The organism is Paenibacillus sp. IHBB 3054, assembly GCF_051594305.1.
Taxonomy (GTDB): domain Bacteria; phylum Bacillota; class Bacilli; order Paenibacillales; family Paenibacillaceae; genus Paenibacillus_AQ.
Map to the genome: position 1 here is coordinate 80,152 of NZ_JBOFBG010000012.1, position 26,034 is coordinate 106,185.

The 26,034-nt window shown below is 50.9% G+C and carries 25 protein-coding genes and 1 tRNA gene; 13 read left to right on the forward strand and 13 right to left on the reverse strand.

Annotated features, from left to right (window positions below):
- Positions 1-71 precede the first annotated feature (71 nt).
- Positions 72-1,577 carry a leucyl aminopeptidase gene (locus ACQ76X_RS15530; protein WP_438494919.1) on the forward strand — a complete coding sequence of 502 codons (1,506 nt, stop codon included), beginning with the start codon at positions 72-74 and terminating at the stop codon, positions 1,575-1,577.
- A 90-nt stretch (positions 1,578-1,667) separates the two neighbouring features.
- On the opposite strand, the gene ACQ76X_RS15535 is transcribed toward ACQ76X_RS15530, so the two are convergent.
- From ACQ76X_RS15535 to ACQ76X_RS15550, 4 genes are all read right to left on the reverse strand, one after another.
- Entirely contained in the window at positions 1,668-1,814 is a 147-nt protein-coding gene (locus tag ACQ76X_RS15535) for a hypothetical protein (RefSeq protein WP_342438815.1), read from the reverse strand.
- 110 nt (positions 1,815-1,924) lie between these two features.
- Positions 1,925-2,107: a FeoB-associated Cys-rich membrane protein gene (locus ACQ76X_RS15540; protein WP_052091870.1), complete on the reverse strand. Its 183-nt coding sequence runs from the start codon at positions 2,105-2,107 to the stop codon at positions 1,925-1,927.
- A 43-nt stretch (positions 2,108-2,150) separates the two neighbouring features.
- Entirely contained in the window at positions 2,151-4,163 is a 2,013-nt protein-coding gene (feoB, locus tag ACQ76X_RS15545; RefSeq protein WP_438494920.1) for a ferrous iron transport protein B, read from the reverse strand.
- On the reverse strand, positions 4,160-4,402 hold the full coding sequence (locus ACQ76X_RS15550; RefSeq protein ID WP_038587302.1) for a FeoA family protein: 243 nt from the start codon (positions 4,400-4,402) through the stop codon (positions 4,160-4,162). The genes feoB and ACQ76X_RS15550 overlap by 4 nt, the downstream gene beginning before the upstream one ends.
- Positions 4,403-4,643: 241 nt before the next feature.
- On the opposite strand from ACQ76X_RS15550, the gene ACQ76X_RS15555 reads away from it, so the two are divergent.
- The 4 genes from ACQ76X_RS15555 to ACQ76X_RS15570 all read left to right on the forward strand — a co-directional run bounded on the left by ACQ76X_RS15555 (position 4,644) and on the right by ACQ76X_RS15570 (position 8,934).
- Positions 4,644-5,603: an aldolase catalytic domain-containing protein gene (locus ACQ76X_RS15555; protein WP_179091808.1), complete on the forward strand. Its 960-nt coding sequence runs from the start codon at positions 4,644-4,646 to the stop codon at positions 5,601-5,603.
- Between the two features lie 181 nt (positions 5,604-5,784).
- Positions 5,785-7,911: a putative bifunctional diguanylate cyclase/phosphodiesterase gene (locus ACQ76X_RS15560; protein WP_438494921.1), complete on the forward strand. Its 2,127-nt coding sequence runs from the start codon at positions 5,785-5,787 to the stop codon at positions 7,909-7,911.
- Positions 7,912-7,984: 73 nt separating this feature from the next.
- Positions 7,985-8,055: transfer RNA gene (locus tag ACQ76X_RS15565), tRNA-Gly, on the forward strand.
- 639 nt (positions 8,056-8,694) lie between these two features.
- A complete protein-coding gene (locus ACQ76X_RS15570; protein WP_438494922.1) occupies positions 8,695-8,934 on the forward strand; it encodes a hypothetical protein in 240 nt (79 codons plus the stop codon).
- A gap of 272 nt (positions 8,935-9,206) precedes the next feature.
- Here ACQ76X_RS15570 and ACQ76X_RS15575 read toward each other — a convergent pair whose 3' ends face one another.
- From ACQ76X_RS15575 to ACQ76X_RS15590, 4 genes are all read right to left on the reverse strand, one after another.
- Positions 9,207-9,833, reverse strand: coding sequence for an HXXEE domain-containing protein (locus ACQ76X_RS15575; protein WP_438494923.1), 627 nt, complete (start codon positions 9,831-9,833; stop codon positions 9,207-9,209).
- A 20-nt stretch (positions 9,834-9,853) separates the two neighbouring features.
- Positions 9,854-10,441: a TetR/AcrR family transcriptional regulator gene (locus ACQ76X_RS15580; RefSeq protein WP_342438822.1), complete on the reverse strand. Its 588-nt coding sequence runs from the start codon at positions 10,439-10,441 to the stop codon at positions 9,854-9,856.
- Positions 10,442-10,953: 512 nt separating this feature from the next.
- Positions 10,954-12,309 (reverse strand): dipeptidase, encoded by a 1,356-nt coding sequence (locus ACQ76X_RS15585; RefSeq protein ID WP_438494924.1) that lies wholly within the window; start codon positions 12,307-12,309, stop codon positions 10,954-10,956.
- Between the two features lie 157 nt (positions 12,310-12,466).
- On the reverse strand, positions 12,467-13,147 hold the full coding sequence (locus tag ACQ76X_RS15590) for an SDR family NAD(P)-dependent oxidoreductase (protein WP_438494925.1): 681 nt from the start codon (positions 13,145-13,147) through the stop codon (positions 12,467-12,469).
- Between the two features lie 114 nt (positions 13,148-13,261).
- On the opposite strand from ACQ76X_RS15590, the gene ACQ76X_RS15595 reads away from it, so the two are divergent.
- The 4 genes from ACQ76X_RS15595 to ACQ76X_RS15610 all read left to right on the forward strand — a co-directional run bounded on the left by ACQ76X_RS15595 (position 13,262) and on the right by ACQ76X_RS15610 (position 15,722).
- Complete coding sequence (locus tag ACQ76X_RS15595; RefSeq protein WP_438494926.1) at positions 13,262-13,717, forward strand: winged helix-turn-helix transcriptional regulator; 456 nt, start codon at positions 13,262-13,264, stop codon at positions 13,715-13,717.
- Between the two features lie 43 nt (positions 13,718-13,760).
- A complete protein-coding gene (locus ACQ76X_RS15600) occupies positions 13,761-14,714 on the forward strand; it encodes a TRM11 family SAM-dependent methyltransferase (RefSeq protein WP_438494984.1) in 954 nt (317 codons plus the stop codon).
- A 34-nt stretch (positions 14,715-14,748) separates the two neighbouring features.
- The gene (locus tag ACQ76X_RS15605; RefSeq protein WP_438494927.1) at positions 14,749-15,366 is read left to right on the forward strand and encodes an NUDIX hydrolase; all 618 of its coding nucleotides are present in this window, start codon (positions 14,749-14,751) and stop codon (positions 15,364-15,366) included.
- 203 nt (positions 15,367-15,569) lie between these two features.
- Positions 15,570-15,722 carry a hypothetical protein gene (locus ACQ76X_RS15610; RefSeq protein WP_179091807.1) on the forward strand — a complete coding sequence of 51 codons (153 nt, stop codon included), beginning with the start codon at positions 15,570-15,572 and terminating at the stop codon, positions 15,720-15,722.
- 204 nt (positions 15,723-15,926) lie between these two features.
- Here the strand turns inward: ACQ76X_RS15610 and ACQ76X_RS15615 are convergent, their stop codons facing one another.
- The 3 genes from ACQ76X_RS15615 to ACQ76X_RS15625 form a co-directional block, all read right to left on the reverse strand.
- On the reverse strand, positions 15,927-16,400 hold the full coding sequence (locus tag ACQ76X_RS15615; RefSeq protein ID WP_438494928.1) for an ASCH domain-containing protein: 474 nt from the start codon (positions 16,398-16,400) through the stop codon (positions 15,927-15,929).
- Positions 16,401-16,435: 35 nt separating this feature from the next.
- Positions 16,436-18,448 (reverse strand): ribosomal protection-like ABC-F family protein, encoded by a 2,013-nt coding sequence (gene abc-f / locus ACQ76X_RS15620; protein WP_438494929.1) that lies wholly within the window; start codon positions 18,446-18,448, stop codon positions 16,436-16,438.
- Positions 18,449-18,571: 123 nt separating this feature from the next.
- Entirely contained in the window at positions 18,572-18,739 is a 168-nt protein-coding gene (locus ACQ76X_RS15625) for a hypothetical protein (RefSeq protein ID WP_179091806.1), read from the reverse strand.
- A gap of 168 nt (positions 18,740-18,907) precedes the next feature.
- On the opposite strand from ACQ76X_RS15625, the gene ACQ76X_RS15630 reads away from it, so the two are divergent.
- On the forward strand, positions 18,908-19,285 hold the full coding sequence (locus tag ACQ76X_RS15630) for a PH domain-containing protein (protein ID WP_038587313.1): 378 nt from the start codon (positions 18,908-18,910) through the stop codon (positions 19,283-19,285).
- A 22-nt stretch (positions 19,286-19,307) separates the two neighbouring features.
- Here the strand turns inward: ACQ76X_RS15630 and ACQ76X_RS15635 are convergent, their stop codons facing one another.
- Together ACQ76X_RS15635 and ACQ76X_RS15640 are read right to left on the reverse strand one after the other, a co-directional pair.
- Positions 19,308-19,847: a chromate transporter gene (locus ACQ76X_RS15635; RefSeq protein ID WP_438494930.1), complete on the reverse strand. Its 540-nt coding sequence runs from the start codon at positions 19,845-19,847 to the stop codon at positions 19,308-19,310.
- Complete coding sequence (locus ACQ76X_RS15640) at positions 19,847-20,425, reverse strand: chromate transporter (protein ID WP_438494931.1); 579 nt, start codon at positions 20,423-20,425, stop codon at positions 19,847-19,849. Before ACQ76X_RS15640 ends, ACQ76X_RS15635 begins: the two co-directional genes overlap by 1 nt.
- A 224-nt stretch (positions 20,426-20,649) precedes the next feature.
- Between ACQ76X_RS15640 and ggt the strand changes: the two genes are divergently transcribed.
- The 3 genes from ggt to ACQ76X_RS15655 all read left to right on the forward strand — a co-directional run bounded on the left by ggt (position 20,650) and on the right by ACQ76X_RS15655 (position 25,992).
- The gene (gene ggt, locus ACQ76X_RS15645) at positions 20,650-22,227 is read left to right on the forward strand and encodes a gamma-glutamyltransferase (RefSeq protein WP_438494985.1); all 1,578 of its coding nucleotides are present in this window, start codon (positions 20,650-20,652) and stop codon (positions 22,225-22,227) included.
- Between the two features lie 64 nt (positions 22,228-22,291).
- Complete coding sequence (locus tag ACQ76X_RS15650) at positions 22,292-23,758, forward strand: amidase family protein (RefSeq protein ID WP_438494932.1); 1,467 nt, start codon at positions 22,292-22,294, stop codon at positions 23,756-23,758.
- Positions 23,759-24,414: 656 nt separating this feature from the next.
- Entirely contained in the window at positions 24,415-25,992 is a 1,578-nt protein-coding gene (locus tag ACQ76X_RS15655) for a PucR family transcriptional regulator (protein ID WP_438494933.1), read from the forward strand.
- The last annotated feature ends 42 nt before the right edge of the window (positions 25,993-26,034 follow it).

Genomic DNA, 26,034 nt, shown 5'->3' on the forward strand with positions numbered 1-26,034 from the left:
AGTGCAGGAATCAGCCTTATCTGCGTTATTAGCCGGATTATTTAAATGGAAGAGAGATTGGAGGGGTTCTATTGAATATTGAATGGAGCTGCGGCGGTTCAATAGCGGCCATAAAGGGCGATGTTCTTTGCTATATAGTCTCACAAACTGAAATTGAGGCGGGCAGTCTTGCAACAGAGTGGAAGGAGCGAATGGATCCGCTGGTCAAAGCCGGGCTTTTTACGGGCAAGCAGAATCAGACCTATACACTGCCTGCAGGGGAGGGATTTGAAATTCCTGTCATTCTGCTGGCGGGGAGCGGCAGCGGAGATTTGGATGCAGAGGAGATCAGGGTGCTGGCAGCACAAGTGGCCAGGGCTGCATTACGGCTGAAGGCGGCGACACTCGTGATCCATTTACCTGCCGGTTTAAAAGTGAAAGTGACGGAAATGACTGCGCAGGCGCTTACAGAGGGCTTTGTACTGGGGGCGTACCGACGCAAACATTATAAGCAGGAGCAGCCTCCGGTTGCCGGATTGACCTCCATTACATTCCATAGTGAGCTGAAGGTGGAAGAAGCTGAGGGGAATAGCTGGAGTCAGGGGATCGAGCGGGGGCTGGCCTTTGGCGAAGCAACGAATTTGGCCCGGGACCTAACCAACCTGCCCGGCAATCAGCTGACGCCGTCTGCGCTTGCGGCCGCGGCGATTGATGTGGCTGAACGTTATGGATTTCCCGCTGAAGTGCTGGATGAACGGGAGATTGAACAGAAGGGCATGGGAGGCTTACTTGCTGTCGGCAAAGGCAGCATTCATCCGCCGCGGATGATCGTCATTCGTTATCAGGGAACAAACGAGTGGAAGGACGTCGTGGGAATTGTCGGCAAGGGCATCACTTTCGATACCGGAGGCATCTCACTGAAGAGAGCACCAGGCATGGAAGAGATGATCAGCGATATGGGCGGTGCGGCAGCCGTGCTTGGGGTCACAGAGGCGCTGGGCAGATTGCGCCCGAAGATCAATGCCGTAATAGTGATTCCTTCTGCCGAAAATATGCCTTCAGCCAGTGCTTTTAAGCCAGGTGATGTTGTGACCTCTCTCAGTGGAAGAACCATTGAAGTGCTAAATACCGATGCCGAAGGCCGGATAGTACTGGGAGATGGACTCACCTATGCCCGGGAGTGGGGAGCGGAACGGTTCATAGACGTAGCTACCCTCACAGGGGCTGTGCTGTCCATACTGGGGGATGTTGCCACAGGAGCCGTTACCAATGACCAGACCTTTATGCAGGAGCTCCTGGAGGCTTCCAGGTTGTCCGGGGAGAAGATATGGCAGCTGCCGGTGTATCCCGAGTTCCGTGAGATGCTGAAAAGTGAGGTCGCGGATGTCCGCAATGCTGCCGGGAGATTCGGGGGGGCTACAACAGCCGGATTATTTATCGGCGAGTTCGCTGGAGGCCTGCCCTGGATTCACTTGGACATTGCCGGAACGGCATTTCTCTCCAGGGAGCGGGGGGTTAATCCCAAAGGTGCCACGGGTGTAATGGTCCGGACGTTGCTGGAATATCTGCTGGGAATAAGTCAGCAGCCCCATTCATAGAGGATGATCTCATCAAACAAAAGCCGTAAAGCTCCATCATCCGGAGCTTTACGGCTTTTCCAATGCTGATCATTCATCCGGCAGAGCGGCCTATACGGTTCCGCTGGATTTTTTGGCTTTTACTTGGGAAGTAAAGGACTGTATGCCGTTCATGATCTTGTCGCGGGTATCTTTATTTTTCAGTAAATAGGCTGCTCCCAATGCTACCGTGGTAAATAACGTTTTTTTGGTGTTCATGGTTATTCCTCCTTGGGTATTGGTCTTCGTTGCAGTTGCTTATAAGAAACATACCCGTATGGAGGGGAATTCAAACCCGTTTATTTCTTCCTGTCCGTCCGTGCTTACGGTTAAAGCTTGTTATTGGCTGCTCCTCCACCACAGGAGAACGGAGAGTCCAGGGATGCCGCCGAGCAGGTTTTTCCCTTGTCACAGCCAGCACAAGCACCCTGTTTGCCCTTTTGAACATGCCGGTAAATCATCCAGCCGGAGTAACCAAACACAGCCGCTATAATTAAAATATTTATTATCATTGCCAAGCCCCGCTTTCATTAAGAAATCTGTTTGTTGCAGATTCTACGACCATCCCAATAAACGTCCACCCTGGAAAATAACCAGAGATACGATATATGCCAGTACGAGGGAGTAGCCCATGGAGAAGAAGGTCCACTTCCAGGACGCCGTTTCCTTCTTAATAACCCCTACAGTAGCCAGACAAGGAATATACAACAGGATAAAGGCCATGAAGCTGATTGAGCTTAGCGGAGTAAAGACTTGGGAAATTTGTCCTTCCAGTCCAGCAGCATCCGGAGCATGATAAATGATGTTCATGGTTGATACTACAACCTCTTTGGCCAGGAATCCGGGTACAAGTGTTGAGCCTGCCTGCCAGGTCCCAAAGCCAAGCGGGGATAGCAGTGGTGCAATCATTCCCCCGAATTTTGCCAGGAAACTATGATCCATTTCAACGTTGAATCCGCCGGGACCTGCGTAAGACATCAGCCAGATAATTACCGAGCCGGCTAGGATAATGGTTCCCGCCTTGCGCAGAAAGCCCTTGCCCTTCTCCCAGGTACTGCGGCCAAGCGCTTTGAGCTGCGGCATCCGGTAAGGAGGAAGTTCGATAATAAAGATGGACGATTCATTCTTAAACAGATGTTTGGAGAACAGCTTACATAGGATTAGGGCAAACACGACACCCATGACATACATTGCCAGTACGGCAGTGGCCTGCTGGGCCGGAAAGAAAACCGCTGCAAACAGCAGGTATACCGGCAGTCTTGCTGAGCAGGACATGAGCGGCATCAGCAGTGTGGTCAGCATGCGGTCTTTGGGCTGTTCAATACTGCGCGCAGCCATAATGGCCGGCACATTGCAGCCGAAGCCGATAATGAACGGGATGAAGGCTTTGCCGTTAAGACCCATCCGTTCCATCGTGCTGTCCATCAACAGGCAGACACGCGCCATGTAACCGGAGTCCTCGAGGAAGGAGATCATCAGGAACAGGATGAAGATCTGTGGAACGAAAACGACTACACCACCAACACCACCGATAATACCGTCTACAATAAGCGCATGCGTGAAGCCGGAAGCTCCAATGGTTTGAAGCAGGGAAGTTGCGCCTTCACTGATCGGACCGGATATCCATCCGTCTACAATATCCGATAAAGGTCCGCCTACCCAGTCAAAGGTTGTTTTGAACATCGCGTACATAAAGGCGATAAACAGAGGCAATCCCAAGAAACGGTGTGTCAAAATGGAGTCGAGTCTTTCCGTCAGATTATGCGGTTTCTGTGCTGTTGTATCCATCGCCGCCAGACATACGGCACGAATATAATCCATACGGATTGAACGAATCCATTGCGGAAGGGTCAACGCCAGCTTCTTGTTCTGTAGTTCGCTTTGACAGTTGTCGCAAATCATCAACAGGCGGTCCGTATTTACACGTTTCTTGAGCAGTTCAAGGACGACAGGATTTTGTTCCATCAGCTGGAGCGCGACCCAGCGGCGGTTTGGTAAGCCCGGGGTATGCTGTAATTCCTGCTCAATCGAAGAAATGGCCGCTTCAGCCAATTCACCATAATCAAGTATGAAGTTGACCGGGGGGATTGTCGTTCTTTTCTCCAGAACGCTGAGCACTTGTCCGCTTCCTTTGCCGGTTCTGGCGATCAGGGGCAGCACGGTAATGCCGAGACGCTCTTGCAATATTTCATGATCTACAACAATGCCCCGTGCTTTGGCAACGTCGATCATATTCAGACCAAGCACGGTAGGTTTGCCGTATTCCAGCAATTGCAAGGTAAGCAGCAGGTTCCGTTCCAGCTGGGAGGCATCCACAATATTGATCAGGGCCTCCGGCGATTCATCGATCAGGTATTGGGCAGCTACACCCTCATCCCGGGAGAGCGGATGAAGCGAATAGATCCCGGGCAAGTCGATCAGCTTTCCTGCACCGTTTTTCAGGCTGCCGACTTTTTTCTCCACGGTTACACCGGCCCAGTTCCCTACATATTCATAGGAAGAAGTAAGAGTATTGAAAAGTGAGGTTTTCCCTGTATTGGGATTACCCAAAAGTGCTATTGAACTCATGATACATTCACCTCAATGCGGGAGGCTTCCTTCCGCCGAATGGCAAACAGCTGGCCGTTGCACTCCAGTGTAACAGGCCCCCAGAAAGGTCCTTTTCCCTTTAGCCGGATATTAACGCCTTCGGACACCCCTAGATCAGCCAGACGGCGCCGTAATATGGGGTTCATTCCTTCTATTTTATGGATGGAGCCTGTAGAGCCCGGTTGTAAGCGCAGTAAGGAGCAGGATGTAGAAGCCATTTTCTATCCCTCCGAGAGAGACTGATAATCAATCTCATTCATTTTCTTGTACTGTAGCATTTCGTATAGAGATTTACTGTGATTTATGTCATTGTTACGTTGCTGTGAAAAAGGATATGAAAGAAACCTGGAATTTTCTTTACAACTTCTTCTTCACTAAAGTATGATTGTACGATAATGATTGCATAGTAAGTCTATGCTGGCGGAAATAATGAAGGATATGTGGAAGGGAGAACAAATAGTGAAGAGTAATCAGAGTAAAATTGTAGATTGCACCATTCGTGACGGAGGACTGGTGAACAACTGGGATTTTAGTGTTGAATTTGTGCAGAATCTGTACGCCGGATTGAACGAGGCCGGTGTTGAGTATATGGAAATCGGATATAAAAATTCGCCCAAGCTGCTTAAAGGAGCAGAGGGTGCAGGACCGTGGCGTTTTCTGAACGATGATTTCCTGCGCAAGGTCATCCCGCAAAAGGGGAACACCAAACTTTCCGCGCTTGTAGATATCGGACGCGTGGATGTTAATGATATTCTGCCGCGCAGTGAGAGCATGCTGGATCTCATTCGTGTAGCCTGCTATAGCAAGGATGTGGACAAGGCCTTGCAGCTGGTGCAGACCTTCCATGATCTTGGGTATGAGACAACGATCAATATTATGGCTTTGTCGAACGTGATGGAGAATGAGCTGCTGGAGGCATTCGAACAGATCCGCGAGAGTGTGGTTGACGTTGTATATATTGTAGATTCTTACGGCAGCCTGGATCATAATGATATTCATTATCTGGTGGAAAAGTTCAGAACGCATTTGCCGAATAAACGTTTGGGCGTACATACCCACAACAATCTGCAATTGGCCTTCTCCAATACTCTTATTGCATCCGAGAAGGGTGTAGAACTGCTTGATGCCTCCTGTTACGGCATGGGACGCGCCGCAGGCAATTGCCCGACCGAGCTGCTGGTTACCCATCTGAAAAATACAAAATATACGCTGCGGCCTGTTCTGGATATCGTTGAGCGGTTGATGATTCCTTTGCGCGAGAAGGAAGAATGGGGATATATTATTCCTTACATGATCACCGGAACACTGGATGAACATCCGCGCTCTGCAATGGCGCTGCGTTCTTCGGAAGACAAAGATAAGGCTGTAGAATTTTATGACAAGCTTACAACTCCTGAGGTAAACTTCGGAGATAAATAATTGACTACATGCAGAAGCACTGACCTCTATGCCAGGGGAAGGTGCTTTTTTGCTGTTTTTTTCTTTTTATAATGCAGAAAGCTGAATGTAACTTTATGGGGTAGCCAAGCCGATATTTATACATAGGACTTAATCTATCCGTATATTTTAAAATAGATATCATTTCAGACGCGAGGGACTTATGAGACAAGAAGAGAGAAAGACCATTCAAGCGGCTATAGTAGGAGCTGTGCTGTTCCTTCTAATTCAGATTTTTCGTACACCTCTCAGTAATATTGAGAATCAGAATTGGCTTTCGGCCCTCTATCTTATGATTGGCTGTTGCAATATTGCTTTTGGTTTTGCAATTTTTGCTCAGGGCTGGCTGTTTTTCTCCGATAAATTATCCAAGGCAAGACTTTACACCTCTGCTTTATTTTTTGGAGTATGTATTTTTGATTTTTTACACACGTTAAGCTTTGCAGGTATTCCCGGGATTTCTTCGTACATTACTTCAGAACAATCGCTTTGGCTGCTCACCTTCTCCCGTTTGGCAAGTGCACTTGGAATCCTAGTTATTTTTAGCAGAGAGGACCAGCCGGTATCTGTTAGAGGCAAGAAGAAGGTCTTCAGTGTTGCTATTTTGCTGATTGTGCTCTCTTTGGGGGGAGTAATCTTCAGCCACTCTATTGCTGCGGAACAGTGGGGGTATTCATGGATAAACACTTTAAAGCATATTGTGGATATGGCCGTGCTTTTTGTTTATCTGCTTGGAGTAGCTATTATCGTGTACCCGGGCAAAATTGAAAAATCGGCGTCATTGCTCATTATTATCCGTGCGCTGATCTTCTTCGCCATGGGCCAGGTCTTTTTTATGAATCTGTTCAGTATCGGCGAGATGGATTATCTCTTTGGAATGCTTAGCAGCGGAGTAGCCTATTACCTTTTGCTTACCGGAGTCTACCGGCTGACAATTGAAGAGCCTTTTCATGAGAACCAACAGGCGGAAGCGCGGATCAATTATTTGGCGTATCATGATGAATTAACAGGACTGCCGAACAGAAGGTGTCTGATGCAGCGCGCCGAAGAAATCGTTCAACGCGGTGAAAAAGACAAGACACAGGGGTTCTCAGCATTTTTGATTATGAATATCAACCACTTTAAGAACATCAATGATTCACTTGGTCATTACGCAGGGGACCTGCTGCTGCAGAGGGTTGCAGAGCGCATAGGAAATGAAGTGAAGTCAAACGAAGAAATGTACAGCATGGGTGGCGATGAGTTCGCTTTTCTGATGACAGACCGCACCGGTGTGGAGAACTGTCTGGTCCGGGCAACAGAGCTTTTGCGGTTATTCGAAACACCGGTAAAGCTGGAGTCGGGAGAATATCACATTTCACTAAGTCTCGGAATGAGCATTTACCCTGGAGACGGGGATACTGCAGAAGAACTGATTCAGAACGCGGATACCGCTGTTCATAATGCTAAAGAACAGGGCGTAGAAATCCGCCGCTACATCCCGGCCATGCAGATGAAGGCCAAGGAACGCTTCAAGCTGGAGAATGATCTGCGCAGAGCGCTTGAACGTAATGAGTTCTATCTCGTCTATCAGCCGCAGGTGCAGCTGGATACCGAAGAAATTGTCGGGATGGAAGCACTGCTGCGCTGGGATCATCCCAAGCGCGGACTTGTTTCGCCAATCGATTTCATTCCAATTGCCGAAGAGAGCGGGTTGATTGTTCCAATCGGTGAATGGGTCCTTAGAACGGCCTGCCTCCAGAACAAACAGTGGCAGACAGCAGGGTACCGGCCGATATGTGTCTCGATCAACTTGTCCATGCGTCAGTTTCTTCAGCCGAACCTGGACGGCAAAATTGCTGCCATTTTGCAGGAGATCGGGCTTGAACCTTGTTATGTTGATCTGGAAATTACCGAAAGCATGACTCTCGACAAAGAAACTGCCTTTGATCAGCTTAACCGTCTGAAACGGCTGGGGCTGTTCATCAGCATAGATGATTTCGGTACAGGCTATAGCTCGCTGCACTACCTGAAGAATATGCCGATCGACCGGCTTAAGATCGACCGGTCCTTTGTTTCAGAAGTTATGGAAGACAGCAACAACGCAGCGATTGTATCGACGATCACATCCATGGCGCATCACCTGAAGCTGAAGGTAACCGCTGAGGGTGTCGAGAACAAGGAGCAGCTGCAATTTTTACGCCAGCAGCATTGTCATGAGGCGCAAGGCTACCTTTTCAGCAAGCCTGTCAAGGCGGCTGAATTTGAACAGGCTTTCCTCACACCCTTAGTTGTATCGCCGTCTTCGTAGCAATTCCGTGAGCCGATAGGGTTGCATTTTATTCATAGGAATGATACAATACTTTTTGTCTTCACTTTGCATTGCGGGTGTAGTTCAATGGTAGAACTTCAGCCTTCCAAGCTGATAGCGTGGGTTCGATTCCCATCACCCGCTTTTAACCAGATATTTACCTAAACCCTTGCGCCACAAGGGTTTTTTCTTTGCGCATTTTTCGACATACAACAGGCGACAATTGGTTTATGGGGCAGTTCATGGGGCGAATTTCTGTACTTTTGGGTTCATCTCTCCAAGTGGAGCAATCAAGGTGCGGCTGACTGCTTCGGCCTCATGCGTGTACCGGTTGATAGTCTCAAGCTTTGCATGTCACAAAAACATCTGAATGTTCCTTTGATCGGCTCCGTGTTCTCATAGCAGTGTCCCTGCCATAAAAATTGCTAGGTTGGGGCGCGAAAAGAGCCACAAGGATTTAAAACTCGGTAGATATCTTCTGCAGGATGTGCAGTATAAGGTACTAAATCTAGCTGAGGAACATTTAGACGTGAGATTTTTAACATTGGACGCATATTCTAACAGAGTTCCGAAAATACCGCCAGTTAAAGCGAATATAGTAACGGAACTACCGTACCCTGCCAGCACTGGCGGGGTATTTTCTTTACGTTCAGGAAAATCATCCTTACCAGTGACATAGAGTCCAATATACATAATGTACCAAGTGAATTATACTTAATTTCAAGAGTTAGGAAGGGTCTAACCTACCAGTGTAGGGTTACTACTTTTTATGAGGTGAGTGTTTTGCTGAATGTATTAAGGGGGCTTGGTATTTTATTTAGTGCAGCAACAATTATTCTGGCAATAACATTTTTCGGTGACAAAGATCAAGTGATAATGTCATGGACAATACTGGGGATGTGCGGAGCATTGATATTTAATGGAGGGGCTTCTTATTTTAAAACTAAAGATAAAATGGCTGCCCTATCCTCAATTATTGGTATTTTACTATTAATAGTTTCGCTTACTCAGTTCCCTTTTTGAAATAGGGGTGACTTAATTGAACAACAACACATACAAAGTCCTGGAGAGGCGATACAGACTTCCTGGCTGCAGCGCTAGCACATTCAAAGGTTTTAGTCTGGTACCGGGAAGATCCGGACCCGATCGGCCACCTGATGGATTATGGCGGGTTGGTGGAGGGGTATTCCCCAGAGACAATCAAGATTGCCGGCAGTTGGTTTATGCGTGAACGATTTGAATTTAGAGCATACATTAACCCCTGCCGGGAAGGTCCTGATTTGTTGTTTATGCAGTTATTTGGTCAGATAAGGCCCCATCTGTTTGTCGGAGAAATTAAACGGCGAATGGATATCCTTCAGCCACATATTGCCTTTAATAATTAGGACATATACGGCGATCACAAAATACACGGATCCGATGATCCAGTCCGTCGTGCTTGCCAGATGGTACGTCGCGATGTAGTACAGATACCATCCTCCGATCGGAATATGGAAAAACAGCACAGCGAACAGGCCTGGATTATACCATGTTTTGGCTTTGATATTGGCGAAGATGCCATGCCATATAAACTGGAAAAAGCCCATAAAGATTGGAGCCAGCGCCAGCCAAATTATGTTCGGGAAGAAGACCGGAAGGAGATAAAAGACATAGGCGATGACCAGATTAATGATCATTGCCGATTGCGGGTTCAGCGGATAATGCTTCGGCTGTTCACTCTTAAATATAACGATATTGAACAAACCGCCAAAATAGCCGGGCCAGCGATATTCTTCAAATTGATGCACAAGGATCGCGATGAAGCTGAGCCATAAAATCATACTCAGTTCAGACATGGAACGATGATTCATTACGATTCCGATCGCTGTCGCCGCCGCGACCAGCATCCCCAGATCAGGCCAGTATTTGCGCAAAAGATTCATGATTCATCTCTCCTCGGCACTTAATGGTTGTATAGGTAACGCTCCAGCAGCAGGTCAATCTGACGCTCGACCGGCTTCATTTCGACGCCAGCTCCGACTTCAAGAGTCGGTCTCATCAGTGCAGGCATGAACACGGCTCCAAAGATTTGCATCACCATCATCATTAAAAGTTCTTGATCCTGTTCATTCGTCAGCTCCATAAGCAGACTCTTGACTTTATCGAATCCGATAATCCGCATAAACTCCCCGTACTCCTGCTGCGACGCGAATAAGCCGGCATCCATTGTAATAATCCGCGTCAACACCTCCGGATACTGCTCCACCCCCCGTACATAATGCAGCAGAAAAATCTTCAAGCGCCGTTCCGGCGGCAGAGACAGATCATCCAGCACATCAAAAGATTCCTGAAAACCCGACAGCAGGATCCGGATCACTTCGCTAATCAGCTTATCCTTAGAGCCGAAGTAATAATTCACCAGCGAAACGTTCGTATTCGAACGTACCGCAATTTTGCGGATCGTGATCTTCTCGAATCCTTCCTGCTTGATCATCTCGAGTGCAGTTCGAAGAATGATTTCTTTGGTCTCATTGTTTTTGTCCATATGCATATTCTCCCTCCCTTCAGCATTTTTAAATGATATTTTAAACGTCGTTTAAAACAATGTTTAAATTATTATAGCACCCTTTGCTTTTTGAATCAATAATCGCTTCTTTCAAGCATTCAGGGAGACCTCTAAAACGGGAATTGACCTTGGATGAGAAAAATGCGAGGCTCGAAGCACAAATTCACCTACTCCAAGCTGAAAATGAACTATTAATAAAGGTTCACATGGCCGAACGAGGGTGACTCCACGAATAAAACGGGCAGACAACGACGGGGAAACTGCTGAGATAACGCTCCGCAGGAGTCGTTCATTGGTCATTTTAAGGGTGATGTTTCACTGGAAAATTGCACTACGTTATATGAGAATTAACGAGAAATTAAAGCATATATGACGTGCTACCAACACTACAGCTACCAATGGAACTCAAAAAAAGGAGGCGTCCCAGAAGCCATTGCATGGCTTTTGGGACAGCCCCTTTTTAGATAAGCAACTCTCAGCGGAGTATGGCTTTTTGTTTAAACTGTCTTCAGGAACTCGACAATCGTAAGCAGTCCCTTATCGAAATTCTCCAGATTGAAATGCTCATCCGGAGCGTGCAGGTTTTCGTCATCCAGTCCAAAGCCCATCAGAACAACCGGTGCTTTGAGGATACGCGAGAAGCTCTCCATGATTGGAATGGATCCGCCGTCTTTGGTGAAGAGTGCCCGAGTGCCGTATACCTTGCCAAAAGCGTCTGCCGCAGTCTGCAGAATCGGATTCGACGGGTCGATGTTGAAGGCACGCGCTTTTTCCATTTGTTTCACATGCAGTTTCGCTCCGGCTTGGATATTTGCTTTCAGATGAGCTTCAACAACATCCAGAATATGCTGCGGATCCTGGTCGCCGACAAGGCGGCAGGTGATCTTGGCATGGGCTTCCTTAGGGATGACCGTCTTGCTGCCTTCACCCTGGAAACCGCCGTAAACCCCATTAAGTTCAAGGGTTGGACGGGCGCCGACACGCTCTACAAAACTGTATCCTTCTTCGCCGTACAGCTGTTCAAGGCCGAGGGCTTCTCTGATCTTCTCTTCATTCACACCCTGTTTGGCGAACTCCTCACGCAGCAGAGGAGAAAGCTCAGGGACGCCATCGTAAAAACCATCGACGGCAACACGGCCGTTGCCATCATGCAGCGAGCTCAGCAGGGAAACGAGTGCATGCAGCGCATTTGGCACACCGCCGCCGTAGGAGCCGGAATGCAGGTCTGTCAATGCGGTGTTTACGCTGACTTCAAGTGAGCACAATCCGCGCAGCCCGGTGCAGATGGCAGGGCGTCCGCGTTCCAGCAGGGCTGTATCGGAGACAAGCACGGCATCTGCAGCCAGTTTGTCCTTGCTTGCTTCCAGGAATGGCGGCAGATTCACGCTGCCGATTTCTTCCTCGCCTTCAATGCACAGCTTGATATTGACCGGCAAGGTGCCTTCCTGCTTGAGAATGGCTTCGATCGCTTTGATGTGCATGAAGACCTGGCCCTTATCGTCTGTTGCTCCGCGTGCGTACAGCTTGCCGTCACGGATTTCCGGTTCAAACGGCGGGGTCGTCCACAAATGAAGCGGATCCACCGGCTGGACATCATAGTGGCCGTATACCAGAATGGTCGGCTTGCCCGGCGCGTGAAGATAATCGGCATAGATTACTGGATGGCCTGCTGTAGGATGGATTTCGATATTCTTTAGCCCGGCGCGCTTCAGTGTGTCCATCAGCCAATGTGCGGCTGAATTGATGTCTTCCTTGTGCACGGACAGGGCGGAAATGCTGGGAATGGCCAGCCATTCCTTCAATTCGGCAAGCTGAGCTTCACGCTCAGTCTGAAAATAAGTTTCATAAGACATAGTGATATGTACCTCCTTGGAGTTCGCTGCGCAAAACAGGCAGTACAAGCCCTGAGCCTAGAGCTCAGGGCAATGCACCGCCGTCATGGTTTGGCAGTGTAATGCTTCCATTATACTGGAGAACTCACTATGGATCAAAATGGATTGGTGAAATGGCTTACCAGATAATTGTGGCCGGAGTGACGCCTTGCGGGAAGGTATCCTCAGCTTGTGACTTGCTGGTGTATAAATCATACCATGCATCAGCGATAAGACCCGGATCTGTAGCTGTACCGGGCTTAATGAATACACCCAGCGCCAAGTGAGCGACGTAGATCCCTTGAGGAGCAAGGTCGGTGTGCAGGTTGTTGGCATAGTTGCGCAGCCCGCTTAGCGCAATACCGATATTGCCCATCATCGGCATGGGATAGAGGGAAGAGAGGCCGGTTGTGAACAGGATAGCCCCGTCTTGCTTGACCAGCATTTCCGGCAAGACCTGCTCCACACTGCGGATAGCACCTACTACCAGTGCCTGAAACGCATCAAGTGCATTTTCTTCCGTAACCTGTGATGCCGGAGTCGGCGGATAATTGCCGCTGGTTGGACTGAATTCCAGCACGTCGATGAAGCCATACTTTTCTTTGATCCCCTGGAAAGCGGCAGTCAATTGTTCTTTATTGTAAAGATCAGCAGGGAATGCGGCTGCTTCGATGCCCAGCCCCTTTAATTCGTCCACCAGATGATTTAACTTGTCCGCATTGCGGGAAATTAAAGCGACTTGAAAGCCATTTGTACCGAATTTCTTGGCAATGGAGAGTCCGAGTCCCGGACCAGCCCCTACGATAGCGATTGTTTTCACTTAATATCAGTTCCCTTCCGGTTGTTGATTACTAACAGTAACCATGATAAACTTAGTTGGCTTGTGCAGCAAGAAGGCACTATTATATGCTCAAGTTACATGGAGGTAACCATAATGGATCGATTATTGACTCAGCAAGACGGTCAGCTGCCGATGCTTGAGGACTGCACCATAGCCCGGCAGATTCTGGACCGGGTTGGAGATAAGTGGAGTGTGCTGATTATCGTGAATTTAGGTGTGGAATCTTTGCGGTTCAAGGAGCTGCAGCGGCGCTCAGGCGGAATTTCGCAGCGTATGCTCACCCAAACGCTCCGCCATCTGGAGCGGGACGGAATGGTCTGGCGCAAAGCGACACCTACCGTGCCTCTGACCGTTGAATATGGACTTACGGCATTGGGCGACTCCCTACTGGGACCGCTGACCGCCCTTGTTGAATGGGTTAACGGAAATCGTGAAGAAATTGCCGGGGCGAGGATTAGCTATGACAACGGGCATACCGGTGCCGATACAGCAGAATTTCTAAATGAAACAGAATCCCCGCCAGCAGCGGGAGCGATAGGAGCGGAATAACGTGTCATTGAATTCATATACAGATCTGAAAGAAGAAGCAAACATGCCTAATAAGGGCGGGAATCCCGCGTATATCTATACTTACGCATGCTCGGAGGACGAGATTTCTTTATGCGGAATGGAGCTGCGCTGCCTGTTTGGCCGGGAGATTCCGCCTGCCATTTTTGCAAGTGAGATTGAAGCGGATGTCAGCCGCAGCCCTTTTATTAAGGAACGGATTGACGTGATGTACGGGGGAGACAGCCTGCAGGAAATTTATAAGCAGACCGAGCAGGTGGAGTTGAATGACAAAACCTTCAAGGTGATTTTTGTGAAAACCAATGATTTGTCCCCTGCGGATAAAATAGAGTATGATGAACGCAGAATTATTGAGCGGGAAATCGGCTTGCGGATTGAGGGAGAAGCAGATGTGAACCATCCGGAGCTTGTATACGGTATAGTAACGCTGGGCGGCCGCTGGTACTTCGGGGCTTATCACAAGAACAAGGCAACCTGGTTCCGGCAGATGAAAAAACCGCGCAGCTATTCCATTGCGCTCAGCACAAGAGTGGCCCGTGCGGCTGTCAATATGGCGGTCCCAACTCCGGCAGGCGTCAAAGTCATTGATCCTTGCTGCGGCATCGGGACAGTAATGGTAGAGGCACTATCGATGGGCATCAATATCGTTGGCCGTGATATCAATCCCTTTATTGCGGCGGGAGCGCGGACGAATATTGCTCATTTCGGCTTCGAGGCTGAAGTGACGCTGGGAGACATTGCAGACATTAAGGAACATTATGACACAGCCATCGTGGACATGCCTTACAATCTATATTCCAGCATTACCCCTGAGGAACAGTATGCCATACTCGTGAACGCCCGCCGGATTGCAGACAGGGTTGTCATCGTGGCTATCGAAGCGATGGATGAGATGATAGAGACAGCAGGATTTAAAATTATCGACCGCTGTGTTGCTAAAAAGGGGATGTTCTTCCGTCATTTAATGCTATGCCAATAATCCTTTTCGATATGTTAATGGAGGCGATAAAACTATGGAACAGAAATGGTTAACTTGGGCGAAGGAGATTCAAGGAATTGCCCAGACAGGTCTTACCTATGCCAAAGACGTGTACGACATCGAACGTTATGAAGCACTGCGTGAGCTGAGCGTGGACATTCTGGCGAATTATACGTTTGAGAGCAAGGAGCGGATCCGGCTCTCTTTTGCGGGTGAAGGCGGGTACAGCACACCGAAGGTAGATGTGCGCGGCGTTATTTTCCGTGAGGGGAAAATTCTGCTGGTCCGCGAGAAGCTGGACGGCAATTGGGCGCTTCCCGGCGGCTGGGCCGATATTGGACTGTCTGCGAGCGAGGTAGTCGTTAAGGAAATCTGCGAGGAATCGGGTTTTCAGGCGGAAGCAGTCCGTCTGCTGGCCGTGCTGGATAAGAAATTCCATAATCATCCCCCGGAGCCTTATCATGTCTACAAAATGTTTATCCTGTGCAAGATTGTCGGCGGGGAGGCAGCTGAAGGCGTGGAGACCAGCGAGGTGGATTTTTTCGCTGAGGATGAGCTGCCTGAGCTGTCTGTGGAGCGGAATACGGCGGAGCAGCTGCGAACAATGTTTCAATTCTTGAATGATCCGCAGAAGCCGGTAATTTTGGACTAGTTAATTGCATATAATGTACGAAATAGATAAAATATAAGTTTTAATTGAGACAAAAATTGGTTAATATTAATTATGTAAGCCTTTGCATAGAAGGACCGCTGAGCCTTTGTATCTAAAAAAATATTTGGAAACACAACTTTTTGGGTCAGGCGGTCTACATTTTTTCCTCTACTGTGTCGATAAGAAATTTAGGAGGGGATCGCATGGAACAAGAAGAGTTAAGACTTCCGCTAACGCAGGAGAATGCAACACGTCCTGCAGAAGGTAATATTGCTACCGGACTGGTCTGGGGCATTCTGATTAGCATTCCTTTATGGATCTCGGTGGTGGGCTGGATCATGGGGATCTGGCACTAAACCTTAATCCTAAGGATTCAACTTACACTAATTGTAACTATACAATGAAGGCTGTCTCTTCGTCATGAGGAAGCGGCCTTTTTTAATGGATCAGAACTTATTTCAACTTCGGGACGATACAAGGGTGTATACATAAGCAATGAACAAAAAATGGCTGTGCCTCCTTAACATAAGGAAGGCCAGCCATTTTTGAAAATATAAGAATTACTGGGGCTGTCTGATATCGACAATCTGAAAATTCTCGCAGACCACCTTCATCTGAAGATCGAAGGGTTTGTCATAGGCTTTGCGTTCCCTCGTAAAATACAGCTCATGATTGTAGCGCCATGATTCCAGGCTGCGGTCATCCTCGCCTTCGGAATAGGCAAACTCAGCAGTTACCTCGTCAAAAGGGATGACTTCTACCTTTATAGTTTCAATGATTGCCCGCGGTTCGCCGCTGGCATCCAGAAGGATGGAGTGGCCGTGGGCAAAGGGCTGGGTGAGTCCGCGGATTTCGTTCAAATCATAATCGGAGGCGGTTCCCGTCTTAATTCCTTTCAGTACCAGCTCAAGCAATTCATTGGCAAGCCGGGGATTGTCGCCAAAGGACCACGCGCTGTCATACAGTTCTGCAGCTTCGGGATGGGCTTTAATATAAGTACTCCAATAGGCCTCCACGGCCGGAGTGTCTGTCATTGTTATCACCTTTGCTTTCTCTATGTTTATGGATGTTATTGGTATGCCTCTGTTTCGCTCAACCAGGACGCATAGAGGTCATCCAGCTTCTCCTGTGCGGCATCTCTAGTATGCTGAAGCTCAGCCAGTTTTCCCGCATCGCTGGCGATAACGGGATTCAGCATCTCAGCATCAATAAGGCCTAATTGCGCCTCCGCTGCGGCTATTTCCTGCTCCCAGGAGATACCGGAGCGCTGCTTATGGTAATTGGTGGAACGTTCAGGTTTGGACCCGCTTTTTGCCGGGGTACCAGATCGTGAATCCGCAGTCTCAGCTAGTTCAGCAGGGACTTTGGATTTGGGCAATGTATCCGGCTTCGCTACTTGTTTGCCGCCTTGGTCGCTCATTTCGGTTTGCAGCCTTGCAGCGGCAGCCTTTTCAGCCTGCTTTTCCTTATAATATTCGTAATTTCCGGAGAAGGAGGTGAAGCGGCCCTGATCAATCGCCCAAAGCTTGCCGAAGCAGCGGTTGATGAAATAACGGTCATGGGAGACCGCCAGCACCGTGCCGGGAAATTCCTCCAGCGCTTCTTCCAGTGCTTCTCGGGAATCAATATCCAGATGGTTGGTCGGCTCATCCAGAATAAGCAGATTTGGACGGCGGTGCATCAGTATCGCGAAACGCAGCCGTGTCCATTCGCCTCCGGAGAGATTGGTGATGTCCTTAAACACATCGCTGCCGTAGAAGAGGAACCGGGCAAGCTGCCCGCGGGCTTCGCCTTCCTCAAGCCCGGCCTCCTCCCGGAAATAGCGCAGCACCGACTGTCCGCCGCCCTCCGGCACTGCCTCCTGGGCAAGATAACCAACGACAGCCCTTGATCCAAGGGTGCAGCTTCCGCTATCCGGGGACTCCTGGCCGAGTATCATCCGCAGCAGCGTACTCTTGCCCGCACCATTGCCGCCGATTAGTGCGGTAGTCTCGCCATATCGCAGGATATCACTGGCCTCTGAGAACAGCCTGCGGTTACCATAACCTTTGGTGATCCGGTCGAGGATGACGACCTGGTTGCCGGTCCGGTCATCCTGCTGCAGCTGCAAATCCATAGATTTGCGCTCCAAAATTGGGCGTTTGACCTTGACCATCCGGTCCAGCGCCTTCTGCATGGAGGCCGCCCGGCGGTGGAAGGAAGGATTCGGCGGATTGGAACGGTTGCCCCATTCAATCAGCCGTTTGATGCTCTCCTGCATCTGCTTGATTTTCTTCTGCTGTTCCTGGTAATCGGCGAACTGCTGAAGCAGACGGGCTTCTTTCTCCACTTGGTATCCGCTGTAATTCGTGTGATACGTGATGGCTTCGCCATCTTCAATCTCGATGACCTTCTTCACTACGGCATCCAGGAAATAGCGGTCATGAGAGATTGCAAGGACTGTGCCGTCATAAGTCTGGAGGAACTGCTCCAGCCATTCTATGGCCTCCATATCCAGATGGTTGGTCGGCTCATCCAGCAGCAGGATATCGGGGCGGCGCAGCAGCAGCTCGGCGAGGCCGACCTTTGTCTTCTCCCCGCCGGAGAGGGATGCGAACCGGCGGTCGTATTGCCCGGTTCCGATTCCAAGGCCTGCCGCTACACGCTGGATTGAGGCTTCAATCTCATAACCTCCGGCTGCTTCGAACTTCTCCTGCAGACTGCCGTATTCCTTGAGCAGCCTGTTCCAGTCCTGTTCGTCCGTTCCGGCGTTCAGTCCGGACATTTCCTGCTCCAGTTCCCGCAGGCGCTGCTGCCACTCCAGGGGTTTCGCGAAGCTGCGCTGGAGCACGGCATACACCGTCTCGTCGCCGTCCGCTTCCTGGATCTGTGAGAGCAGTCCGATGATGCTGTTTCTGCGGATGGAGATTTGCCCTTGATCGGGGCGTTCTTCACTGCTCAGCAGGCGGAAGAGGGTGGTTTTGCCGCAGCCGTTGCGGCCGATCAGGCCGATTTTCTCACCTTGGCGGATATCGAAGGTGATATCGCTCAGCACAAGCTGGGCACCGTGGTATTTTTGTACGTTTTGACATGAAATGATCATAGGTATTCTCCTTTTAAGAATGCCCTGTCTCCGCTGTCTTTCAAAGGGGATGCCTCCAGGAGGACATCATGGAACAAAAAAAGACCGCAGGGAAATTTCCCCGCGGCCTGTTTGTTCTCCGGTTTATGAGATCCGTTGAAGTGTAGGCAGGAAAGGCATTTCACAATTGTGTAGTGTTATTAAATTCTTGTAAATGGACAGACTTCTCCCGTTGTCGGCATTTACATGAACGATGCCAGCCATAGCGATAGGCAGCCGGCTAATAACACTGTTGGTCCAATTGCGATCCATTCCTCTACACCTCCTTCGATACAAATTTAACAGTAGTTTACCTAATATTCGCAATAATAGCAATAGAAAAAAAGCGGAATGAACCACAGCATATAATTGGAATTGCACAATAGGATGTTATATGGCTGAGGCAGCTCACCAAATCAGCAACAGGAAAGAGGAACAGTGATGGCGCTTTTTAATGGACTGCTGGGCAATGCAACGCAGGTTGATCTGGCGGCAGTGCAGCGTGAATACGCGCGGATTTTGACCCCCCATGAAAAAATTGAGCGGGCCTACAAGCTGATCAGGGATATGTTCATTTTTACGGACAAGCGGCTGATTCTCGTTGACAAGCAGGGGATCACCGGCAAAAAAACGCAATATCACTCCATTCCCTACCAAAACATCTCCCATTATTCGGTGGAGACGGCGGGGCACTTTGATCTGGATGCAGAGCTGTGTCTTTATGTATCCGGCAGCTCACTGCCGCTGAAGAAGACGTTCAATAAATCCGTCAATATCTATGAGGTTCAGTCGGTGCTTTCGCAGTACATTTTGAAATAGGAGGTCATTGTGGCAGCCGCCGTTATACCGTATACCGGAGTACCAGCCCTCCATAAGCAAAAGCGGCAAGAATCACGAGTGCGGGATGCAGCTTCAGCCGCTTCATAGCCCAAAAGGCAAGCACGGCAATGATCAGCGTCTGCCAGATGCCGATAACGTCCGCAGGACCTTTGGCCATTTTGAAAGTCAGAACGGCCATCATTATGGCAATCACCGGCTGTACAAGCAAGGTCATTCCTTTAACGACGGGCGACTGCTTGTATTTCTGCATCACGCCGAGCAGGATGATCAGTGCGGCAGCGGAGGGCAGAACCGTAGCGGCGAGAGCAGCGCTCAGTCCTAACCAGCCGTAGACGTCATAGCCGACGTAAGCGGCGATTTTGGTCGCAATCGGTCCGGGCAGGGCGTTGCCGAGCGCCAGCATATTGGAGAATTCTTCATCGTTCAGCCATCCGTAATGCGGCACGATCTCTTCGTACATCAACGGAATGGAGGAAGGGCCGCCGCCGTAACCCAGCAGATTGGCCATGAAAAAGCCGTAAATCAGTTTGAGCCATTCCATCAGGCGGTTCCTCCTTTATTTTTCTTTGCCAGTATCCGGTAATGAACCGTTCCATAGCCAAGAAAAAGTACGATCACGATGGCAGGATGCAGGTGAAGCCCCTCAAGCAGTACCAGTGCCAGCAGCAGGAAAGCAGCCCCGATCCATTTCCCCAATCCTTTGAACGCTTTTTGCGCGAACTCGTAAGCCATCATTCCCAGCATCACTGCAATCACGGGAGAGACAGCAGCAATCATGCCTGCCACTACCTTGGAGCCGCTTAAATAATTCACCGCGGATAACAGGGCAATCATCGCAATACAGCTAGGCAGAATATGCGCCAGTACGGAAAGCAGCGCACCTTTTACCCCTTTAAGCTTGTAGCCGAGATATGCCGCCATCTTGGTGGCGATAGGCCCGGGCAAGGCATTTGCGATGGCCAGCGTCTCCCCGAATTCATCATCAGTCAGCCAGGAATAGCGGGTTACGGCATCATGCCGGATCAGTGGAATTACGGAGGGGCCCCCGCCATAGCCGAGAATTCCCGTCCTGAACATCGCGGCTGCTATCTGTACATATTCGTTACTGATGGATTTCACGGGATTCCTCCTCCGGAATAAACTAGCTTTGGCTTTTTTGTGCCCATTCTATATCAATTTGTATGACCGCAACTACAGGATAGGGTGTATTTTCATTAATCTTTGTGCACCGTTCACAAAATAATGCCGGGGAATTTGAGTTTGTGCGTAACCGATTGACAGGGGTTTTTGAACTGCTGTTAAATGGCACTAACTTGATTGACATGGGAATGGAGCTGGGAGTCATGACAATAGGGCCGGTAATCGGTACAAAAACGATGGTAGTCAGTCCCCATTATCTGGCCTCTGCCGCCGGAGCGCGTATTCTGCAGCGCGGCGGCAATGCCTTTGACGCTGCGGTAGCGGTCAGCGCCACGCTCGCGGTGGTCTATCCGCATATGACGGGCCTTGGCGGCGATGCTTTTTGGTTGACCTACAGCGCCGGTGAAGGGCGCGTCCGGGCCTACAACGGCAGCGGACGATCCGGCTACGGCGTCCGCAGGGACTGCTATGCCGGGGAGAGTTCCATTCCCCGGCGGGGTGTGCGCAGCGCCATTACGGTGCCCGGAATGGCGGACAGCTGGGAGGCGGTCCAGCGCCAGTATGGCCGCCTGACCCTGGCGGAGGTGCTGGAGCCGGGAATCGGCTACGCCACCGATGGGTTTCCGCTGTCGCCGGATCAGCACGGCAACAGCATACTGGCGGGAGCCGCGCTGTCCCCCGGCGCGGCGGCGGTGTATCTGCCCGGCGGCAAGGTTCCGGGGGCCGGCGGGAAGTTTGTACAGAAGCAGCTGGCCCGGACGCTGCGGACGCTGGCAGCGGGAGGGCGTGATGCTTTTTACAAGGGCGGGATCGCAGAGGAGATAAGCAAGGATATGCTGGCTTCCGGAGGATATCTCACCCGTGATGATTTTGCCGACCATCAGGGCAATTGGGTGGAGCCGATCTCCACGGATTACCACGGGCATCAGGTATATCAGGTGCCCCCGAATTCGCAGGGCTTCACTGCGCTGATGGCGCTGAACATACTGGAGCGGTTTAATCTCGCAGAGATTGAGCATGGGTCTTTCGAGTACTATCATCTGCTGGTTGAAGCGCTGAAGCTGAGCTTTAGGGACCGGGATCAGGTGCTTACTGATCCTGAATTCAGCTCTATTCCGCTGGAGCGGCTATTGGATAAGCGGTATGCGGTGGAGCTGGCCGATTCCATTTCGCTCCGCCAGTCTGCTGCGCTTGGCAGTGAGCCGGTTGGCCGGGATACAGCTTATGCCGCTGTAGTTGACGGGGAGGGGAATGCCGTCTCGTTTATCCAAAGCCTGTATTTTGAATTCGGCTCGGGAACGGTCGCCGGGGATACAGGGATTCTGCTGCAGAACAGAGGCTCCTTCTTCTCGCTGGACCCTTCGCATGTCAATACGCTTGAACCGCATAAGCGCACGTTCCACACGCTGATGCCGGCCATGGCCTGCAAAGACGGCAAACCGGTCATTCTCTACGGCACGCAAGGCGGGGAAGGGCAACCGCAGACGCAGAGTCTGCTGCTGACACGGATGCTGCATTATGGCATGAATCCGCAGGAGGCGGTGAATGCGCCGCGGTTCGTCTGGGGCAGGACCTGGGGGGAACCGACTCAGGAACTGAAGGTGGAGAAGCGGGTAGCTCCGCGAGTGCTCGAAGAGCTGGCCGGGGCCGGTCATCTGGTCCGCCAAGCCGCTGACTATGACGGAATCATGGGGCATGCCCATGCGATTGCCATCGATGGCAACGGCTTCCGCAGCGGCGGCACTGATCCGCGCTGCGACGGAGCAGCCATCGGCTGGTAGAGCAGGCAACAAGTAAGAGTAAACATTGAAGCTCCCCGGACAGTCCGGGAGGAGGAGGGAAGAGATGATCCTTAATAATCGTTTCGGCGCATTTATTGACCCGGAGCTGGAGGTGCCGAGCCTTGCGAGTGGCAAGCTGAATGGGCTGAGCTTTGCCGTTAAGGATGTGTTCGCGGTCTCCGGACACCGCTCTTCCGCAGGCAATCCGCATTGGCTGTGCAGTCATGAGCCTTCATCGGCACATGCCGCAGCCGTATTGAAATTGCTGCGGTCGGGTGCCTCCTTGCGCGGTGCCGCCCATACCGATGAGCTGATGTACAGTCTGGGCGGGGAGAATTATCATTACGGCACGCCGGTCAACCCGCGTGCGGAGGGGCGTATTCCCGGAGGCTCCTCCAGTGGCTCGGCAGTGGCCGTAGCCTCCGGAAGCGTGGAATTTGCCTTGGGAACCGATACAGGCGGGTCCATCCGTGTGCCTTCGGCGTACTGCGGCGTTTACGGCTTCCGCCCGACCCATGGGGCGGTGGAGATTGACGGGGTAATCCCGCTGGCGCCGGGTTTTGATACTGTGGGCTGGATCGCAGACAGCGCCGGAATGCTGCTCCAGGTTGGCGAGGTTCTGCTCGGGAGAGTGGAAGCCGGAGCGGGAAAACCGGATGATTCCTCCGGGAAGAGTAATGTCCTGCAGCAAAGTGTGGAGCGGGATGGCGCGGGTTTAGGACAGCACCCGGAATATGGCCGGGTGATTTATGGAGGGGACGGCCCGGAGCGTAACGGTGAGTCTGCCGGAGGACATGTACGGGAGTATACCGGAGGACATATCCAAGAGCTTGCCAGGGGACGTAAATCAGGACATCCCGGGGAGCCAGTCATGCAACATCCCCTCCTGAAGGCAGCTGCCGTCCCTGCTTCATTCGCCTGCAATGTGCCGGAGGGAAGCAGAATGGCCAAGCTGTTCATCGGCATGGATGGCTGGGCCTTGGCTGGGCCGGAGAGTTCGGCCAACCTGAAGCAAGGTTTGGACCTTCTCCAGGCAGGAGTGGGGCAAGTGCTGGAGACTGAAGTTTCACCGGAAGGATTAACAAGCTGGATGGATGTGTTCCGCGAGCTGCAGGGTGCTGAAATTTGGGCGACCCACGGAGCCTGGATCGAGCGGGAGCAGCCGGCTTTTGGGCCTGACATTGCTGCCCGCTTCGCTTGGGCGGCAAGTGTGGCCGGGCAGGATCACAGTTGGGCGCAGTCCCAACGTGACGACATAACGGCCCGGCTGCGTCATTTGCTCGGGGAGGACGGCTGTCTCGTCATCCCTACCGTGCCTGGACCCGCCCCGCTGCGCGGCGGGGACCTGCGGCAGCTGGAACTGAACCGCAGCGGGGCGATGATGCTCAGCTGCATTGCCGGGCTGGCAGGGTTGCCGCAGGTAACGCTGCCTGTGGCGGGTCCCGGCGGGCTGCCGCTGGGATTGTCCGTGATCGGCGGACATGGACAGGATCTCCGCCTGCTCTCATGGGTCCGGCGGTTATGGCAATAAGCGCAGGGTTTGGACCGCAGAACTTCCGGCTCCGCTGTTGGCGGAGAGCGGGAGTTTTTTTGCAAATATAAGAATTTATATGCTTCACGCTATAAATTATCCTTCTATTTCTCGCTGAAACGGATACCGTCCTTTTGAGGACGGCGAAGCCGTTTCCACTTGTATGCGTATTGGACAATGAATGATTTAGGTGTATTCTCTGCAACTATTGGAGCTAATTCAGCCGGAAACCAGAGAATAGATGTAGTCTGTACAATTAAAAACAGTGAATTTGAGACTTTCGGCTAAAATCAGCTCAAATAGATGTACGGAATACAATTAAAGGCTGCGTGGCGGGAGAAATTCACTACTTAACTGTACAGAGTGCAATTATCGAACATTGAGGAGTCGAAGGGCAGTCAGCTGCTGCAAATCTCATGGTTGCCGTACCCATGCTGATGCGATAAAACGCATAATACACTGGCTGCTTTCCCATGTTTTTGCAGACGGTCCATAAGCAATAGTTAAAACTTTGCGATTCGTGTTATGTTTTATTACGTATATAATCTAAATTTTCACTTTTATCTTTCCATAACGGTTCATTTTATTTATAATGTTACATAAAGTAACATAAATACGGAATTCATTATCTATGAACTTGTATAAGGAGGGGTGGCATGCATCTTACGGTTGAAGAAGCGTTGTCCATTTATCCTTTATCCGAAGCCAGACTGATTGCCGGCTCCAAGGGGAAACACCGGATTATCAAGTCGATTAATGTGATGGATGCCCCTGATATCTCAGATTGGATCAAAGAAGGAGAAATGCTGCTTACAACAGCTTATCTGATCAAGGATAGCCCCCAGGATGCCTCCGCACTGCTGCAGACGCTGAACCGTCGCGGCTCCGCCGGCCTTGGCATCAAGCTGGGCCGTTTCTGGGACGCTGTTCCGGAGAAGCTCGTAGCCGAAGCGGAAACGCTGAACTTTCCGCTGATCGAGCTGCCGTTCCAATTTACGTTCTCGGACCAGATGAACGGCCTGTTTCGCGCCGAGCTGTCGCGCAGCACAAGCGTGCTGCAGAGCATGATGGAGAAGCAGCGGAAGCTGATGCGGTTTGCGCTCCGCTCGGGACGTTGCGGTCCGTTATTTGACTCCGTATCCGAGGTGATCGGTTACCCGCTGGCGGTCATCAGTGCCCGGGGCGACGCTATTTACAACAATTCGGAGTATTCAGCGGCGTTGCTGCTGGAGGGCTGGCCTTGGCAGAACCGTAATGGGCGCTTCCGCATCGGTGACAAGGTTGGTTTCCGTATCCCGCTGCTGCAAGGGGAGAAATGCACAGGTTATCTTTTATATTGTTCTATTGATCCTCTGCTGCTGCCTGTGGAAGAAAGCCTGTTTGTTCAAGGAGCTGAACTGATTTCTTATCATATTCATGCGGGTTATGAGGACTATTTCGAGCATTCGGAGCACCGGGAGTTCAGTGGACTGCTGCGCCGTTGCCTGAGCGGCGGATTGTCATGTAACGATCTGTCCCAGGCTGCCGCCAGGCTGGAGGTGACGCTGCTGCAATCCCCTTTCCAGCTGCTGCTAACCGATACGGCCGCCACCGGGGAATCCAGACAAGGCGAGTTGCTCCGCCTTAAGGAAGAGTTCATCGAGCATCCGGTACTGAGGGAATTGAAAGCTATTCATGTCGTAGTGGATGAAGGTCTGCTCTCGCTGTACCCTGCGGGTCAGCACAGTCCCGATCAGTTTCGTGAGCTGATCAATGATTGTTTTCATAATCTCAAGTTCGGCAAGGGTTTTTATCCTCGGGCAGCTGTGAGCAGCACCAAGGTTAAGCCGGAAGGGCTGAAGGAAGCTTTTGCAGAGGTTAAGGAATGTATGGGCATGGTGCAGCACTGGGGTGCGCACGGAAATGTGGTGCATTACAGACAGCTTGAACTGAATCTTCTGCTGAGTCAGATACCGGCAGAAACGATGGAGAAATATTGCAACGGCAGCCTGCGCGGACTGCTGAGCCGGGAGCCGGAATATATCAAGGAAATGCTGCACACGCTGGAGGTCTATCTGGACAATGACGGCCATGTAAACGAGACAGCCAAAAAGCTGTTTATTCACCGCAATACCGCAACCTACCGGATCGAGAAGCTCAGCGAGCTGCTGGATGTCGATTTCAAGAAGATCAATGATTTGATGAGACTGAAGCTGGTATTCCTGTTCCGCAAAATGCTGGAGCGCGAAACCTGAGCGGCTGTTGCGAAACGTATGGCACAAGAGCCGCCACCCTGA

Coding starts and splice junctions, on each gene's coding strand:
- ACQ76X_RS15600 (WP_438494984.1), top strand. CDS start 13,761: ATGCCTAATAAGGGCGGGAATCCCGCGTATATCTATACTTACGCATGC.
- ACQ76X_RS15615 (WP_438494928.1), bottom strand. CDS start 16,400: ATGACAGACACTCCGGCCGTGGAGGCCTATTGGAGTACTTATATTAAA.
- ACQ76X_RS15575 (WP_438494923.1), bottom strand. CDS start 9,833: ATGAATCTTTTGCGCAAATACTGGCCTGATCTGGGGATGCTGGTCGCG.
- ACQ76X_RS15595 (WP_438494926.1), top strand. CDS start 13,262: ATGGATCGATTATTGACTCAGCAAGACGGTCAGCTGCCGATGCTTGAG.
- ACQ76X_RS15605 (WP_438494927.1), top strand. CDS start 14,749: ATGGAACAGAAATGGTTAACTTGGGCGAAGGAGATTCAAGGAATTGCC.
- ACQ76X_RS15625 (WP_179091806.1), bottom strand. CDS start 18,739: ATGGATCGCAATTGGACCAACAGTGTTATTAGCCGGCTGCCTATCGCT.
- feoB (WP_438494920.1), bottom strand. CDS start 4,163: ATGAGTTCAATAGCACTTTTGGGTAATCCCAATACAGGGAAAACCTCA.
- ACQ76X_RS15560 (WP_438494921.1), top strand. CDS start 5,785: ATGAGACAAGAAGAGAGAAAGACCATTCAAGCGGCTATAGTAGGAGCT.
- ACQ76X_RS15635 (WP_438494930.1), bottom strand. CDS start 19,847: ATGGAATGGCTCAAACTGATTTACGGCTTTTTCATGGCCAATCTGCTG.
- ACQ76X_RS15535 (WP_342438815.1), bottom strand. CDS start 1,814: ATGAACACCAAAAAAACGTTATTTACCACGGTAGCATTGGGAGCAGCC.
- abc-f (WP_438494929.1), bottom strand. CDS start 18,448: ATGATCATTTCATGTCAAAACGTACAAAAATACCACGGTGCCCAGCTT.
- ACQ76X_RS15585 (WP_438494924.1), bottom strand. CDS start 12,309: ATGTCTTATGAAACTTATTTTCAGACTGAGCGTGAAGCTCAGCTTGCC.
- ACQ76X_RS15580 (WP_342438822.1), bottom strand. CDS start 10,441: ATGCATATGGACAAAAACAATGAGACCAAAGAAATCATTCTTCGAACT.
- ACQ76X_RS15540 (WP_052091870.1), bottom strand. CDS start 2,107: ATGATAATAAATATTTTAATTATAGCGGCTGTGTTTGGTTACTCCGGC.
- ACQ76X_RS15610 (WP_179091807.1), top strand. CDS start 15,570: ATGGAACAAGAAGAGTTAAGACTTCCGCTAACGCAGGAGAATGCAACA.
- ACQ76X_RS15655 (WP_438494933.1), top strand. CDS start 24,415: ATGCATCTTACGGTTGAAGAAGCGTTGTCCATTTATCCTTTATCCGAA.
- ACQ76X_RS15630 (WP_038587313.1), top strand. CDS start 18,908: ATGGCGCTTTTTAATGGACTGCTGGGCAATGCAACGCAGGTTGATCTG.
- ggt (WP_438494985.1), top strand. CDS start 20,650: ATGACAATAGGGCCGGTAATCGGTACAAAAACGATGGTAGTCAGTCCC.
- ACQ76X_RS15550 (WP_038587302.1), bottom strand. CDS start 4,402: ATGGCTTCTACATCCTGCTCCTTACTGCGCTTACAACCGGGCTCTACA.
- ACQ76X_RS15650 (WP_438494932.1), top strand. CDS start 22,292: ATGATCCTTAATAATCGTTTCGGCGCATTTATTGACCCGGAGCTGGAG.